The sequence below is a fragment of the Spirulina sp. CCY15215 genome, assembly GCF_016888125.1.
GTDB lineage: Bacteria > Cyanobacteriota > Cyanobacteriia > Cyanobacteriales > Spirulinaceae > CCY15215.
Genome location: NZ_JACSWA010000460.1, coordinates 1 through 15,421 on the forward strand (window position 1 = coordinate 1; position 15,421 = coordinate 15,421).

Annotated in this window: 19 protein-coding genes; 8 read left to right on the plus strand and 11 right to left on the minus strand. The window is 40.8% G+C overall.

All coding sequences use genetic code 11. The annotated features are described in order from the left end of the window. The first annotated feature begins 244 nt into the window (after positions 1–244). Positions 245–421, plus strand: coding sequence for a hypothetical protein (locus JUI58_RS14715; RefSeq protein WP_204104551.1), 177 nt, complete (start codon positions 245–247; stop codon positions 419–421). Between the two features lie 204 nt (positions 422–625). Here the strand turns inward: JUI58_RS14715 and JUI58_RS14720 are convergent, their stop codons facing one another. The 7 genes from JUI58_RS14720 to lpxD all read right to left on the minus strand — a co-directional run bounded on the left by JUI58_RS14720 (position 626) and on the right by lpxD (position 4,596). Beyond that, entirely contained in the window at positions 626–814 is a 189-nt protein-coding gene (locus tag JUI58_RS14720) for a type II toxin-antitoxin system HicB family antitoxin (RefSeq protein ID WP_204104552.1), read from the minus strand. A gap of 91 nt (positions 815–905) precedes the next feature. Further along, on the minus strand, positions 906–1,598 hold the full coding sequence (locus JUI58_RS14725) for a peptidoglycan-binding domain-containing protein (RefSeq protein ID WP_204104553.1): 693 nt from the start codon (positions 1,596–1,598) through the stop codon (positions 906–908). Positions 1,599–1,692: 94 nt separating this feature from the next. Next, complete coding sequence (locus JUI58_RS14730) at positions 1,693–1,911, minus strand: DUF4058 family protein (RefSeq protein ID WP_204104554.1); 219 nt, start codon at positions 1,909–1,911, stop codon at positions 1,693–1,695. A gap of 14 nt (positions 1,912–1,925) precedes the next feature. Beyond that, positions 1,926–2,345 carry a hypothetical protein gene (locus JUI58_RS14735; RefSeq protein WP_204104555.1) on the minus strand — a complete coding sequence of 140 codons (420 nt, stop codon included), beginning with the start codon at positions 2,343–2,345 and terminating at the stop codon, positions 1,926–1,928. An 11-nt stretch (positions 2,346–2,356) separates the two neighbouring features. Beyond that, complete coding sequence (locus JUI58_RS14740; protein ID WP_204104556.1) at positions 2,357–2,746, minus strand: RusA family crossover junction endodeoxyribonuclease; 390 nt, start codon at positions 2,744–2,746, stop codon at positions 2,357–2,359. Positions 2,747–2,880: 134 nt separating this feature from the next. Continuing rightward, the gene (locus JUI58_RS14745; RefSeq protein WP_204104557.1) at positions 2,881–3,462 is read right to left on the minus strand and encodes a Uma2 family endonuclease; all 582 of its coding nucleotides are present in this window, start codon (positions 3,460–3,462) and stop codon (positions 2,881–2,883) included. Between the two features lie 96 nt (positions 3,463–3,558). Next, positions 3,559–4,596, minus strand: coding sequence for a UDP-3-O-(3-hydroxymyristoyl)glucosamine N-acyltransferase (gene lpxD / locus JUI58_RS14750; RefSeq protein WP_204104558.1), 1,038 nt, complete (start codon positions 4,594–4,596; stop codon positions 3,559–3,561). 25 nt (positions 4,597–4,621) lie between these two features. Here lpxD and JUI58_RS14755 point away from each other — a divergent pair, with 25 nt between their 5' ends. The 6 genes from JUI58_RS14755 (at position 4,622) to JUI58_RS14780 (ending at position 9,629) form a co-directional block, all read left to right on the plus strand. Then, positions 4,622–5,197 carry a TerD family protein gene (locus JUI58_RS14755; RefSeq protein WP_204104559.1) on the plus strand — a complete coding sequence of 192 codons (576 nt, stop codon included), beginning with the start codon at positions 4,622–4,624 and terminating at the stop codon, positions 5,195–5,197. 169 nt (positions 5,198–5,366) lie between these two features. After that, the gene (locus tag JUI58_RS14760) at positions 5,367–5,966 is read left to right on the plus strand and encodes a TerD family protein (RefSeq protein ID WP_204104560.1); all 600 of its coding nucleotides are present in this window, start codon (positions 5,367–5,369) and stop codon (positions 5,964–5,966) included. Positions 5,967–6,073: 107 nt separating this feature from the next. Further along, entirely contained in the window at positions 6,074–6,655 is a 582-nt protein-coding gene (locus JUI58_RS14765) for a TerD family protein (protein WP_204104561.1), read from the plus strand. 104 nt (positions 6,656–6,759) lie between these two features. Next, positions 6,760–7,533 carry a VWA domain-containing protein gene (locus JUI58_RS14770; protein WP_204104562.1) on the plus strand — a complete coding sequence of 258 codons (774 nt, stop codon included), beginning with the start codon at positions 6,760–6,762 and terminating at the stop codon, positions 7,531–7,533. Between the two features lie 104 nt (positions 7,534–7,637). Continuing rightward, the gene (locus JUI58_RS14775; protein ID WP_239121483.1) at positions 7,638–8,642 is read left to right on the plus strand and encodes an endonuclease/exonuclease/phosphatase family protein; all 1,005 of its coding nucleotides are present in this window, start codon (positions 7,638–7,640) and stop codon (positions 8,640–8,642) included. A 162-nt stretch (positions 8,643–8,804) separates the two neighbouring features. Further along, on the plus strand, positions 8,805–9,629 hold the full coding sequence (locus JUI58_RS14780) for a slipin family protein (RefSeq protein ID WP_204104563.1): 825 nt from the start codon (positions 8,805–8,807) through the stop codon (positions 9,627–9,629). Between the two features lie 25 nt (positions 9,630–9,654). Here the strand turns inward: JUI58_RS14780 and JUI58_RS14785 are convergent, their stop codons facing one another. Together JUI58_RS14785 and JUI58_RS14790 are read right to left on the minus strand one after the other, a co-directional pair. Continuing rightward, entirely contained in the window at positions 9,655–10,890 is a 1,236-nt protein-coding gene (locus JUI58_RS14785) for an LL-diaminopimelate aminotransferase (RefSeq protein ID WP_204104564.1), read from the minus strand. Between the two features lie 166 nt (positions 10,891–11,056). Further along, positions 11,057–11,971, minus strand: coding sequence for a D-Ala-D-Ala carboxypeptidase family metallohydrolase (locus JUI58_RS14790; protein ID WP_204104565.1), 915 nt, complete (start codon positions 11,969–11,971; stop codon positions 11,057–11,059). A gap of 174 nt (positions 11,972–12,145) precedes the next feature. On the opposite strand from JUI58_RS14790, the gene JUI58_RS14795 reads away from it, so the two are divergent. Next, entirely contained in the window at positions 12,146–12,667 is a 522-nt protein-coding gene (locus tag JUI58_RS14795) for a M23 family metallopeptidase (RefSeq protein WP_204104566.1), read from the plus strand. A 74-nt stretch (positions 12,668–12,741) separates the two neighbouring features. Here the strand turns inward: JUI58_RS14795 and JUI58_RS14800 are convergent, their stop codons facing one another. Further along, a complete protein-coding gene (locus JUI58_RS14800; protein WP_204104567.1) occupies positions 12,742–13,296 on the minus strand; it encodes a pentapeptide repeat-containing protein in 555 nt (184 codons plus the stop codon). 170 nt (positions 13,297–13,466) lie between these two features. After that, on the minus strand, positions 13,467–15,173 hold the full coding sequence (locus tag JUI58_RS14805) for a GTP-binding protein (RefSeq protein WP_204104569.1): 1,707 nt from the start codon (positions 15,171–15,173) through the stop codon (positions 13,467–13,469). Positions 15,174–15,421 lie beyond the last annotated feature (248 nt).

Consider the following 15,421-nt stretch of genomic DNA (forward strand, 5'->3'; position numbering starts at 1 on the left):
CTCTAGTCGGATGCTTCGCGATTTCCTTTGTTGGTCTCGCTAACCCTACCCAAATCAAAGATTATGGGTAGGGACTGCGCTCGACATTTTGTTCAAAGAGCATTACAGCATGAAAATTCAGATATTCGAGAAGTGGGTGAAGATTTTCGCGATCTGCAAATGCTCTGAGAGGAGTTTGGCGATCGCACGATTTAATAAGGCGATCGCATTATACTGAAAAGATATTCTCGTTAGGAGAAGTTCAATGCAAACCGATCTGATGGTTCGTCCTTCCTCTTTTGTTGCTTCTGGCTTAACTCTCAAGGAGTTTGGCAATATTCATCTGTTTAAATTCAATGATGACTTGCACGAGAGAAAGTCAAACTTGTTGGAGAAAAAAAAGGCAAGTTTGCTCACGCCAGAAGAGGCGGCTTCGCTTTAATCGTTCTGCTTTAATCGCTTATCGTCTACAAAGGGCTTCTAGAAAAAGAGAAAGGGAGCTTTTATCTCATTACTGCGAGATCGTTGAATTGCTCGAACAACTTTACGATCGCCAAACTTTATTAACGCAAGAACAGCAACAACTTTTGAAACAACAGCGAGAACTATTACAACTTTTATTGCGTCAAAAAAACTCTGAAAATAACTAAAAAGAGCGATCGCTTTCTTGTTCCTCTTCCAAACATAACTCTATGACTTCTTTAATATTAACCATGAGTTCATCAATGGTTTTTCCTTGAGAATAACAGGCTTTAAGATGAGGAACTTCCCCAATATAAAAACCTTGTTCGTCTCGCTCAATGATAACATAAAATTCTCTTTTTTTAGCGTTCATGTTTTTTGTTCAATGGGTTTAGATGTTCCGCGATCGCTCAATTTAAAAGGATAAAAAAAGGGGTCACTCATATCCCCTTTTTTTTGCCTCATCAACATCCTGAATAACCCTTAAAAGGAATAATTAATTCTTGTCCATTTCTTTGTATTCGCATTTGTCCCTCAACGTTAGAACCATCAAAATGTTCAGTATTGATTACTGATTTTTGGATATTAATCAGGATTTTTGTTTGACGATCTCGAGTGTTAAAACTCCATCCATTGTTATTCTCGGAAATAAAATTTACTCTCTGTATTCTTCTATCAAGTTTCATTTCTCCATAATCAGAACCAAGTAAGTAGAGAAAAATATATGAAGAATTATTAGCATTTTTTCGATTGAGGTAGAGACTACATCCCGTACTCCCATCTGTTTCTTCAAATGTAAATTCATCTACTTTAATTATCTTTGTTGCACTACATTGTTGGCTCAAAAGATTCCGAGTTCGCGAACCAGCAATTCCGTCAATAGTTAAACTATAATCTCTTTGGAAGTTTCTTACACTCCTTTCAGTAATCTGACCAAAATTACCATCATTTGAACGAAAGTAATATCCAAGACAAGTTAAATTTTCAATTAATTCATGGACTAATTCTCCTCTATTCCCAGAGCGTAGACAATAAGTATTGGGATTGCTTTGACATCGAGAATATACCGATTCACTCTTAGCTTTAGCTGATGTAGAAAATAAAATTAATCCTACAATAATTAATCCTTGAGTGATTTTTGTGAGTGTGTTGTTCATTTTGCATTTTCTGAACGGTGCTTTCTAAAACGATTATACATTTCCAGAAGGCAATTATTATAAACCGCAAAAATTTTTATCTCAATGCTTATTTTTATAAAAATTGTTCTACCCAAACCCGATCGCCTTCGGTGAGAGAAGGGACAGGATCCCTACTGTAGTCGATCGCCAAGTCGTAACCACCGCGATCGTAAACGCTATCGAGAAGAGTATGTAAATCTACAATGGGTTCCACATCACCTTCTCGCAAGGGAATGGGAAATTGAGGAAACGAACTCGCACTACAACTGCACGATCGCTCGACACAAGGCAAAATTCTTCATCGTTTCATAAACTCCGAAAAAGATTGTTAACAATAGCAAAAATGCCTTCAGCAAAATTGCGATCGCCTTCAATCTCTCGTTTTTCCATAAAAGCATCTCTCAGGGCGATCGCTTGCATTAAAATATTGTAAGTTTCGCGATCGATTAAATTTTTGCGCTCGAAAACCTGTAAAAGTTCCCTTGGATTTTTGGTTTCATACTCGATATTTTCCTCTTCGGCCATGAAAGGCAAAATTGTTTCTAGAGTAAAGATGGCAGAAGCGATCGCAGTATCAAAAGCACCTAGTTCTATTATTTCTGTAATTCGGTTTAAATATTCTTGTATATCTTCTCGATCTCGGTGTGGATAATCATACAGAAGAGTTTCGCGATCTCCTGTCTCAGATTTTGCGTGAAGATTTTCTAGATTTTTTGTTACCATCATTCGATTCCCATTTATACAGCAGAAAATTCAATTTTTACAAAAATAAAAGGTCGATTTTGGTTTAAAGCTGACGCGATCGCGAGGGGAAGTTCCCGAGTATCTGCACTTGACTCAATAAGCCGCTTTCTGATAATAAGATCGGTAATTTGGCGATCGTCAATATAAATCAACAGATTAAACGCATCCAGAATCGGCTTGGCAATATTATCAATATCGAGAGGCATCCTTTTATAATAGTAGACAATTGCAACTTGGATGCGATCGCGAGTTGGAATGGTATTAATGGGAAGATTGGCGATCGCTGTTTGACGCACTTTGGCTTTCCACGCTTGAAGTAATGCACGATTGTTGGTTTGTAAGGAAATCGGAGAACCAAAAACAATAAATTCAAAGGGTAGCAAAGATTATTCTGGTAGCAATAAATTGGTATAATGCTAAGATAGCACATTCAGGATTGCGAAACGAAGCGATTCGAGATGATTGCGATCGCCTCTTCTCCTTCTCTCACCCAAAAAGAGGAAATGCGATCGCCTCTCTATTTTTTCCCCATTTTTAACCAACTAAAAACTTGTTCGACTGTTAGCACCAAGTCAATTTCTTCAAGAATAGGTAAGCGATCGCTTCCAACAAAAACTTTAGGCTGTTGCTGCGATTGAAATACCAAAATAGAGCGATCGCTTGGATCCAATAACCAACCCAAATCGCACCCATATTCCAAACAATAGCTAATATTATCAATCACTCGACTCGAACTTTGCTCGGGGGAAAGAATTTCAATTGTCCAATCCGGAAACAATAAAAAATCATTGGGCATTTCTCCATCAGCATCGAAGGGAATTCGAGACCAACGGAAAACAGCAACATCTGGGACAACCGATCGATTTCCAAAACTACAGCGCAATTCTGGCAACGCATAAGCAATTTGGGGCAATTCTACGCGCTCATTGATACAATCATTAATACAATTGCACATCTTCAACTGTAACAGACTATGTTTTCCCTTTGGCATTGGCTTTTGTACAATTTCACCCTCAATGTATTCGCTAGCCGGTTTAGTTTCCGGTAACTTCAAAAATTGTTCTAGAGTGGGTGTCGAAGTGACGATTGTTGCGGTCATGTCTCCCAATCCTTTCTTAACTTATTCCCAGTTTAACAGTTTTCAATCGATCGCCTTGATTCCCTAATAAATTCTCAGATTCAATCCTTACATTTGTTATTTTTTGGCCATGCGTCGGAACAATTTATACATTTCTGGGAGACGATTGTACACCGCAGAAATTTTCAACCACAGTTTATTAGGAATAGCAGGATAGCCCGAAACAATCGCTTTGGCATCCACATCTTTATGTAAACCCGATTTTGCCGTTGCGATCGCCCCATCGCCAATTTTAACCTGATTGGCAACTCCTACCTGTCCCGCTAACAGTACCCCATTACCCACAATAACCTGTCCGGAAAGCCCTACCTGTGAGGAAATGGCGCAATTTGAGCCGATTTTACAACCGTGACCGATCTGGACTAAATTATCGATTTTCGTGTTGTAGCCGATGCGAGTCTCTCCCGTGGGAGGGCGATCGATCGCACTGTTACAACCCACCTCTACGCAGTCCTCTAAAACCACAATTCCCGACTGGTGCATCTTCACCCAACCGCGATCGCTAGGCACAAAGCCAAATCCCTCACTACCAATAACCACACCGCTATGAATGACGCAATCTGCGCCAATTTTGCTGCGTTCCTCAATCGTACAATTAGCATGAAGAATGGTGCGATCGCCGATTTCTACCCCAGGATAAACCGTAACATTGGGAAAAATACAAACTCCTGCACCGATCTTGACATTTTCCCCAATAACTGCATGAGCGCCAATAGAGACATCCTGCCCTAAACTGGCACTAGAATCGATAATCGCTGTCGGGTGAATTTGCGGTTTAGGTTGATAAGGCTGATAAAATAAGGAAATGGCGATCGCATATAATAAGCGAGGATGGGGGGTTGCAACCCAAGCAATACCGCGATCGCTAGCAATCCTTTGCAATTCTTCATCTACAGGTAAAATTAAGGCGATCGCAGCCGTTTCCCCTACTATTGCTGCATATTTTCCCCCCTCACAGTAAGCAAGAGTCTCAGCCGTGGCCGTTTCCAAGGATGCGATACCCGTTACTTGAGGGTTACAATCAGGATGAGCGGTCAGGCTAGTGCCTTGAACCAACTCAATCTCAAATTTTTCGATAATTTCGCTAAATTTCATTGCAAGTTCGACAGATTAGATACAAATGGGAATTTCACTTCAAAAAGGACAGCGCGTTTCTTTAGATAAAGTAGCACCCAATCTGAAAGCCGTCTTTGTCGGTTTGGGATGGGATGTGAAAAGTACCGATACGGGTCACGATTTTGACTTAGACTCCTCAGTTTTCATGTTGGGTACTAACGAAAAGCTGCTTTCTGACAATCATTTCATTTTTTACAATAACCTGACCAGTCCCGATACTTCTCAATGCGTCAAGCACATGGGGGATAACCTGACAGGAGAAGGGGAAGGAGATGACGAAGCAGTAATCGTCGATCTGCGAAAAATTCCCCCAGAAGTACAAAGATTGGTTTTCACCGTCACCATTCACGATGCGGAGAAACGCGGGCAAAATTTTGGTCAAATTGAAAATGCTTTTGTGCGTTTAGTCAATGTGGAAACGAAACAAGAAGTCATGCGTTACGACTTAGTAGAAGATTACTCCGTCGAAACAGCTATGATTATGGCCGAACTTTATATCAAAGATGGGACTTGGCGACTCAATGCTGTCGGACAAGGTTATCAAGGAGGTTTGCAATCTTTACTCGATCGCTATTCTTGATAGTTAATAGTTGATAGTTGATAGTTGATAGTTGATAGCGATGTACTGAGCTTACCATTGTTTGGTTATATCGTTCAATTTGAAACTCTATTCTTTCACTTTTTTCTGGGCTTCCCTCTCGAGAGGGAAGCAATGAACAAACAATAAACAATAATTCATAACCGATTTTATGACTATTAATCTACAAAAAGGACAGCGTATTTCTCTGGTTAAAGAAGCACCAGGTTTAACCCGAGTGCTTTGCGGTTTGGGGTGGGATGTCGCCCCCGGTTCCGGAGGTTTTTTAGGACTATTTGGGAGTACCCACGATTACGATCTTGATGCGTCGGTAATTTGTTTGGATTCTCACCAAAAATTGCGCGATAAAAGTGATGTAATTTACTTTGGCAATCTGCGTCATAGTTCCGGCTCGATCTCACATTTAGGGGACAATTTAACAGGGGAAGGTAACGGAGATGACGAACAAATTATTGTTGAATTACCACAAATTTCTCCTAACATTGAAACCCTTGTCTTTGTTGTTAATATCTATAAATGCCATCAGCGCAAACAAGACTTCGGACAAGTGAAAAACGCTTTTGTTCGTTTGTTAAATATGGCCAATAATCAAGAAATTGCGCGTTACAATTTATCTGGTGCTGCTTATAGTGGCATGACTGGGATGATTTTGGCCGAACTCTATCGAGAGAATAAGGGCTGGGATATGAAAGCGATTGGAGAGGGAGTTAGTGTTAATGGACTTGAAGAAATCTTGCGATCCTATCGTTAAAAAAATGTAACATATTCGGAATTTTAGCGGCGGTGTTGTAGAGATTGAGTGTAGAATTTAATTGATCGTCGAAGGCGATCATAATGTTGCAATCCTAGGGATTTATTATGACCATTAATTTAAGTAAAGGCGAACGGATCGATCTCTCTAAAGAAGCCCCTGGATTAACCAATGCGTGGGTTGGTTTGGGATGGGATATTAATGCTACAGATACAGGAACTGCTTTTGATTTAGATACCTCTGTATTTATGTTGGGCGCAAATGGCAAAATTCCTGCCGATTCCTACTTTATTTTTTACAATAATTTAAAGTCTCCTGATGGTGGTATCGAACATTTGGGGGACAATCGTAGTGGTGCTGGTGAAGGAGATGACGAAACCATTGAAGTTAATTTGGATAAAATTGATTCGTCTATTCAAGAATTGATTTTTGTTGCTACTATTCATGATGCAGAAGAAAGGCGACAAAACTTTGGCCAAGTCAGAAATGCTTTTATTCGCATTGCTGATGCGAAAACAGAGAAAGAAATTACACGCTACGACCTTGATGAAGACTTTTCCACCGAAGCTGCTTTAGAGTTTGGTCGGTTGTATCGTAAGGATGGAACTTGGCGTTTTCAAGCAGTAGGACAGGGTTACAACTCTGGCTTATCCGCATTTGTCGAAAAGTATTATCAGAAGCCTCAATAATTCAAATTTTTGTAATTCTGGCGATCGCCAATTTTTGATCATTCTCAGTTTCTATGATTTTGGCGATCGCAGAACCTAAAACTCCATCCAATAAAATTAGCATAATGGGCATTTCTTTAGAAAAGATTGAAAAAGAAGCACCACAATTAATCGATCTGGCCAAAAAAGCAGATATTTCTCTCAAAAAGGCGAATTTAACGCACCACCGCGCTAAAGTTGCCTTATGTTTAGATATTTCCGGTTCAATGTCTTCTCTCTATTCTTCTGGGAAAATACAGCAATTCGCTGAGAGAATTTTAGCACTGGGTTGTCAATTTGATGATGATGGTGCAATTAATATTTTTCTCTTCGGTGCAAATTCCCATGAAGCGGGAGATATGAATTTAAAAAACTTTCAAAATTTTATTAGCAGTCTTCAGCAGCGCTATCCTTTAGAAGGGGGAACTTATTACGGAAAAGCGATTAAAACAATCCGTAATTTTTATTTTCCTGGAACAGCACAAGAACCCGCTACAGGAATGTTTGGGGGCTTATTTGGAGGAGGAAAGAAACCGCAAAAAGAGGCGATCGCCGCTTCTCAACCCGTCTATGTTATGTTTGTCACCGATGGCGCATCAATGGACCAACAAGTGACCGCAGAACAAATTACTCGCGCATCCTACGAACCTATTTTTTGGCAGTTTATGGCCATTGGTTCGGGAAATTTTGAGTTTTTAGAAAGTTTGGACAATTTGAAAAATCGCTATATTGATAATGCCGATTTTTTTAGCGTTCAAGATCCTCTTGCCTTCAGCGATGATAAACTTTACGATAAATTAATGACTGAGTATCCTAATTGGTTGAAAATGGCCAAATCAAAGGGCTTGTTATTGAGTTGATAGTTGATAATTGATAGTTGATAGCGATGCACTGAGCTTGCTGAAGTTTTGATGGTTAACTTATTAGAAAAAAGAGGGGAGGTAAAATCATTAAAAGCCTAAACTTGATAGCAATTTTGTGGATTTTAGGAACTATTTTCGGTGTTTCTATTATTGCTCTAATTTTCTTCTTTTTTTGGGGTTCTTCTGGAGGTTATCCTCAAGAAAAGTATGCAGAAATTATTTCTGATAAGGGTTCCGAGAATCCAGCGCAAGATGATACGTTAACGGTGGTAACTTACAATATTGGTTATTTATCGGGCTTAACCAATAATACCAGCGAACCTCGAACTTTAGAACTATTTGAGAACAATTTAAAGACAGCAATTCAAGCATTAAAACCGCTACAACCCGATCTAATTGGATTGCAAGAAATCGATCTAGATTCTCGACGTTCTTTTCGGATCAATCAAGGTGCAGAATTAGCAAAAGGATTGGGACTTAAAAATCAGGCGATCGCCGTCAATTGGGACAAAAACTATGTTCCTTTTCCCTATTTCCCCTTCTCAGCACATTTTGGTCGTCTGCTATCGGGACAAGCAATTATTAGCCGCTATCCCATCCAAAAACACGATCGCCTTGTTTTAGAAAAAGTTGCCGATAATCCATTTTATTACAAGGCGTTTTATATCGATCGCCTTGCTCAAGTTTCTCAGATTAAGATTCAAGAAGAAACAGTAATCTTGATTAATGTTCACCTAGAAGCCTTTGATAAACCTACTCGTCGCAAACAAACCCAGTTTATCCAAGAATTACTCAAACAATATATTGGGAAATATCCCGTTCTACTCCTAGGCGATTTTAACAGCCCACCACCTTCTCCCGAACATCCTGATTCCACTATTTCCTTACTTCTCAATCTACCAGAAATTAGTCCCGTTGTCCCTCGCGATCTCCTAATTTCCTCCGACGCGAAAACTTTTCCTTCTGATGGCGCGATCGCCAAAATAGACTATATTTTTTATAGTAGCGATCGCCTAAAACTTCTCGAATGGCGAGTTATTACTGAAGCACAACAAGCCTCAGATCATCTCCCCCTTATGGCAAAATTTCGCCTCATTGAACAATAGAAATTTATAGAAATTTACCGATAACCAACAACCAATTTTCCTTTTATAAAGTTGTGTAAAGCAATTGTTAAAAACTATTAAAGATTTGGTTCAAGTTCTTGTTTTCTGAGTCAACCTAGAACTAGAAATAGAAATCATAAATATTATATCAGGAGAAATAAAATGGAAGTTTTCATCTTTTTCTTTAGTGGAATCACTCTATTTTGCGCCTTAACAGGGATTAAAATTGACCGGGAGTATCAAAGAGGGGTTATCTTTCGTTTAGGGCGCTATAACAGTATTAAAGGACCCGGATTATATTGGATGATTCCTGCGATCGACCAAAAGATTCGCGTAGATATTCGCACAAAAACCGTCGATATTCCCCCACAAGAAGCGGTAACAGCCGATAGCGTCACGATTAAAGTTAATGCTGTTCTTTACTATCGCATTCTTGACCCCAACAAAGCCATTAATAAGGTCGAAAAATATCGAGATGCAGTCTACCAAACCGCAATGACTACATTACGAAATGTTGTCGGTCAGAATATCCTAGATGACGTTTTGCAAAATCGTGATAAAATTAATTATAAAGTGCAAGAAATTGTCGATGAAATTACTGCACCTTGGGGAGTAGAAATCGAACGAGTAGAAATTAAAGACGTTGAAATTCCTGTCGCAATGCAACGGGCAATGGCAAAAGAAGCCGAAGCTGTACGGGAAAAAAGAGCGCGTTTAATTAAAGCGGCTGCGGAACAAGAAGCCTCCATTAAACTATCAGAAGCCTCGAAAAAGATCATGGAAAATCCGGCTGCTTTGGAGTTACGACGGCTGCAAATGTTAACAGAAATTGGGGCAGAAAATAACACGACAACATTGGTGATGATCCCTTCAGATATTATTTCTCTGGCTAAACAATGGACGGAGGCATTAGAACAAGGAAAAACGGCTCATAATTCAGTACAAAATGATAAAGTTACTAATTTAGATGATTTAAGAAAGGTCTAGGGTTAACGGGAGAGAATGTCACCCCCTAAACCTTTAATTTCTCAGCAATACGCTGCATAGCCACTTCTACATTTTCCCGACTATTAAAAGCAGAAATACGGAAATAACCTTCCCCCGCAGCCCCAAAACCAGAACCTGGAGTTCCTACCACATTGGCTTCTTGCAACAGTCGATCAAAGAAATCCCAACTGGTAATTCCCAATGGTGTTTGTACCCAAACATAAGGTGCATTAACACCCCCATAAACCCGCAAACCCATCGCCATCAATTTCTCCCGCACGATCGCGGCATTTTCCAAATAGAAACTGATCAAATCTCTAATTTGTGCTTGTCCTTCGGCAGAATAAACCGCCTCGGCTCCCCGTTGTATAATGTAAGAAACGCCATTAAACTTAGTAGACTGGCGACGATTCCATAACTTGTGCAGTTCCACATCAGACCCATCTGATGTCTTAGCTTTGAGGACTTTTGGGACAACAGTAAAAGCACAACGAGTTCCCGTAAACCCAGCATTTTTCGAGAAAGACCGAAACTCGATCGCGCAGTCTTTTGCTCCTTCAATTTCGTAGATAGAATGCGGCAATTCTGGATCGGTAATAAAGGCTTCGTAAGCAGCATCAAAGAAAATAATCGCCTCATTTTCCCGAGCATAATCTACCCATTTTTTCAGAGTATCTTTACTTGCCGTCGCCCCAGTAGGATTGTTAGGAAAACAAAGATAAATTAAATCTACTTTTCCTGTAGGAAGATCGGGAGTAAAATTGTTTTCTGCGGTCATAGGCAGATAAATTAACCCTTCATATTTGCCCGCATCATTGGCGGCTCCCGTATGTCCCACCATAACATTTGTATCAACATAGACGGGATAAACCGGATCTGTTACCGCGATCGCATTATCTTTGCCAAAAATATCGAGAATATTTCCCGTGTCGCATTTTGCCCCATCGGAGACGAAAATTTCTGCCCCATCAATATCGCATCCTCTTGCTTGGAAGTCGTGAGAAGCGATTTTATCCCGTAACCAAGCATAACCCTGTTCGGGTCCGTAACCTTTAAATGTGGCGCGATCGCCCATTTCTTCCACCGCTTCGATCATAGCAGTGCGACAAGCTGCGGGTAAAGGTTCCGTGACATCACCAATTCCTAGTTTAATAATCGGTGCATCGGGATTCATTTCAGCAAATGCCTTCACCCTTCGGGCAATTTCCGGGAAGAGATAGCCAGCTTTGAGTTTGAGATAATTATCGTTAACAGTTACCATTGCAGTTTGATCGTGACAAAGAATCTTTTAAACGGGTCCACGGGGCAACCCGTAATAATCTGTAATACTCTATCATGATCCGAGACAAGGCGATCGCACCTCCTGCAACCTTCTCTAACAAAGGCTTGCCGAGCAATGGCATAGCGATCGCCCGTTACTCACTTATCTAGGAGCCATAGTTCCATCGCGCCCGATAGTTGCGACCATCGAGGTGGGTGAAGGTGCGACCGTAGCCTAAACCACCACTCCACCAAGGATCGAGAATGCGCTGTACCTCTCGAGGGGAGAGTCCGGCGGCATTAAAATCCACCCCATATCCCTGTAAGTGAGTCGAATTACGAGCGCCTCCCACAGCACGATTGATCGCAGGGGGACGATACCAACTGGTGACAGAAATAGAGCGATCGCCCAATTTTTCCCGCACGCTCTGCATTTTCCCTGCCATCGAGACAATATTATTCGTAATGTTGGCATTTTCCGGAATGCGACTTCCTCCCTTTGTCGCTTCGTCCCAGGTGAAATTTGCCCCGGAAACAATGGGATCGTTGGTATAAATTCGACCTTTTCCAGGTACGGCAATCAAACGACCGCGATCTTGGGGAGGTGGAGGCGGTGGGGGGTCTTGGGGAGGTGCGTAATTTTCGATGCTCAACATATCAATGTGACCCTCGAAAACATACCATTCTCGGCGATCATTGATCGGGTTGACAAGGATGACTTTCAAGTGAGAGCCGACATCTTCAAAACTCTTAATCGCTAATTCCCTTTGAGAAACTGCGATTTTTTCCGAGTCTGGCAAGTCTGACGACTGAATCGGCTTGGTTTTAAAGACTGTATCTTGAGTGATAACCAGGGTTGCGGCTTCAACCACTTGAATGTGACTTTCAAAGGCATACCAAACCGTGCGTCCGACCAGTTCATGGTCTAACGTTAGTTTGTAGTGGCTGCCTTCTTTCTCTGCTATTTTAACGCCGTATTCGTTACCTTTCGCGATGGTAATTTTTTCCGATTCGCTCAAAGCACTGGATTGAACAGGCTTGGTTTTAAAAATTGTATCTTGCGTAACAATTACAGTTGACATCTTTCTCGCTAATTTAGAAAGGCTAATTGATGACAACACTATAGGAGTATTTTTGCGGAATTGGGGGAAATTTAACGTTTTTGCAAAGTTATAGGAATTTGGTAAGGGAACATCACTCTGTACTAACTTGTCAGGGCTGAGAGTTTGCGGTTTACTGTTGAGTAAATATTTTTGATGAAAAATTGGCTTGTGCGATCGCTCTCGTTAGGTTTTGTGGGATTGGGTTTATTTAGCGCGATGGCCGTGGCGATCGCGGTTCCCCTTCGGCAAGCCCTCGATCGCCCCGTAGATAGTCTTCCTAGTGGCGATACGTTAACTGTTTATGGCTACCGCCTCACTTTAATTTGGCCGACAACGGGACAGATTACCCAAAGGTTTCACCGCTACCATGAAGGCCTCGATATTGCGGGTTCGGCGGGTACGCCAATTTTAGCGGCGGGGGATGGTACGGCGATCAAGGTGGGCTGGGATGATTGGGGATTGGGCAATGCGATCACCTTACAACATGAGGATGGTAGTCGCACGGTTTATGGTCACAATCAGCGTCTTTTCGTCCACGTTGGCGAAACGGTGCGCCAAGGTCAAACTATTGCAGAAATGGGCAGTACGGGCAATAGTACGGGCCCGCATTTGCATTTTGAGGTTCTTCCCAATGGTCGCGATCCGTTAGATCCTCTGTTATTTTTACCAAGATAAGAATTTCCTAACCAAAATAAGAGGCATTACTATCTACTATCAATGCCTCTTATTTTTTACTCTTTTGTAAAAGATCATTGAACATCGATCGCATTTTCATCGAATTGTTCGCGATCGCCACCAATACCAGGAGTCGTATCTAAAATTTCAGCCCCCGTTAAGATCAGATCGTTCATTTTGGCATCTGCTGCCGTAACATTGTAGAGGGTCGCATTGGTCAAATTAACGCGATTTAAGATAGTCCGATCCAATACGGAATCAGATAGCATTGCTTCTGTTAAATTAGCATCCGTTAGATTTGCCCCAGTTAGATCCGCACCTTCTAGATTCGTTCTTATTAATGTAGCACCTTCCAAATTTGCCTCCCTCAGATCAGCACCAATTAAATGCGCTGCGGAAAGGTCTGCTCCTGATAAATCACATCCACGACATTGACCTGTAGATAATAGGCGAGTTACGGGATCTTCGACTTGTAATTCTTCTACTGGTTCCGGACTTTCTGCCCGTGCAGTATTTCCCGATAGAATACTTTTAGATAGAATACCCTGTTGACTTGCTTGTTGATTCGGAACTCCTATGAGAAGAGCGATCGCCGCAGTCAGGGGAGCAATAATTACTAAATTTTTCATGTTGCACCTCACTTTCATTTTTCTATGTTAGTTTTTATTTTCCTTTCGCTATTACTATCATAACAATTTTTACTTTTTTTCTCCAATAAGTTTAATTAACGTCTGGTTGCAAAGATTAAGAAATCAAAAAAAAACTAGATTTTATTCCGAAATAACGATACGATGGTGAACTACCAATCATCAGATTGAGGAGGGCGCGGAGTTTCCCAGTCATCCATCGCCGTTAATGGTTCTTCTAAGCTCTTCTTTGAGATTACCTTTTCATAAATTATTGCTTCTGGGATATTACCCTGAGTAGTATTGGGAATATTCTCAGGAATATTCTCAGGAATATTCTCAGACTGAGATGCTTCTAGTTCAAAGCTATTTTTAATTGGTTCTACCACTTTGGCGATCGCATCTTTCACAAAGGCTTTCACAAATTCATCTTTCTTGACTAACTTAAATTGCTCCTGTACCACCTCCGTAATGCCACCATCACCCCAATCGAGATTTTGTCGGAAATATTCCACAAAACTTTTGCCAGCAATGCGGGTTAAATAAGCAGCAGTAATGCCTTGAATTGTTTTACCAATGAAATAAGTTGCAACATTAAATTGCAACGCAGTTGAGAGCATTTTTACCGCACCTTTAACAATTCCCAAACTAACCAATGTTTTTGCCAACGAAAGCGCTAATTCTCGCCCCCTTTCCATATTTAATTCACAGCCATAAACCTTGCCAATTTCTACAACCATTTGAGCATTAACTGCCGCCGTTGCCAATAAATCTAAAACCGGTAAAGGAGTCACAACAACCGCCCCTGCACCAATCCACTGAAAGCGATCGATAATTTTATCTGCTTGTTTGCGTTGCTGCTTATCAATTAAACTGCGAGCTTCTTCTCCCAATCGCTGAGATTGTAACAAAATATTATCGGCAATTAAATCTTCTCCTTCGGATCGTAAAATTGCTGCCAATCGTTTAATTAAAGGCATAATTTCTGGCTCAGGAGCAATCATTTGTCCGGTTTCCAATTGTACTGCTTGAGGATTACCACAGACAGCAATTACATCAGATGAAGAGATAAATTCCCTCACTCGTTCCCGCAATTTAACTAATATAGTTTCCACTTCTTCTTCTGTATAAAGATCAATTTTATTGAGAATTAAGAGAGAACGCTTGCCAATCTGTGCTAAAACTTGTAAAGGTTCGCATTCAGATTGTCGTAAATCCCCCTCTACCACAAATAACAAAAGATCCGCCTCTGTCGCTAATTTGCGTGCGATTCCTTCCCTTTCTATTCCATCTTTACCAATCTCTAAAATCCCAGGAGTATCTATCAGCAGAATTTCTCGTTCTAAACCTTGTAATTTCAGGTGATAGGTTTCTCCTAATCGCGTCGTTCCCATTGCTGCACCAACTTCCCCAACCATTTTACCAATGAGGCTATTAATGAGGGATGTTTTGCCCGCAGAACCAATACCAAAGACAACAAGTTTAATTTCTCCTCGATTTAAACTGGCTTCAATTTCTCGCGATCGACTCAATAATGCTTCTTGGGCAATGCGATCTTGAATTTTCTCAACTTGTTGACGAACAGCTTTTAATGTTTCTCCTGCAACTTCTGTTTTTTCTTCAGGAAGTTTAGCCAGAATGCGACCTCCCCTATTTTTTGGTCGAGGATTTTTGAGGGCAAATAAGTTAAAATAGTAACCAAAAGCAGCAATCAGTAAGCCTAATAAAATAATCAGCAATAAGAGAACAAGATTCGCTAAAAGAGGAGCCGTAAAAGAAATTTGTAGATAAAGTCGATAGATCGAGTCTACCAGCCATAACATTAAGCCGAGAATGAGACTAATGCCAACAATAATAATAATAATTCGGTGTAAAGGCATACGAGGCATAAGAGAATTAAAATAAGTTTAACGCAACAGTCAGCCAAAGACCGATTTGGGTTGGCCGCGATCGCCTACCATCCCATTCCCTGATTTTGGCAGTGCGATCGCGGTGTTGAGAGAGCATTAAGCATCTCGACGGGAAAAAAAGAATACGAGAAAAAACGGGAGATTGATAGCCCCGTCTCTTTAGAGCGGGGTAGAAAATCGACACGGCGAATTTATTCGCCTATGTCTTATCTTGGTTA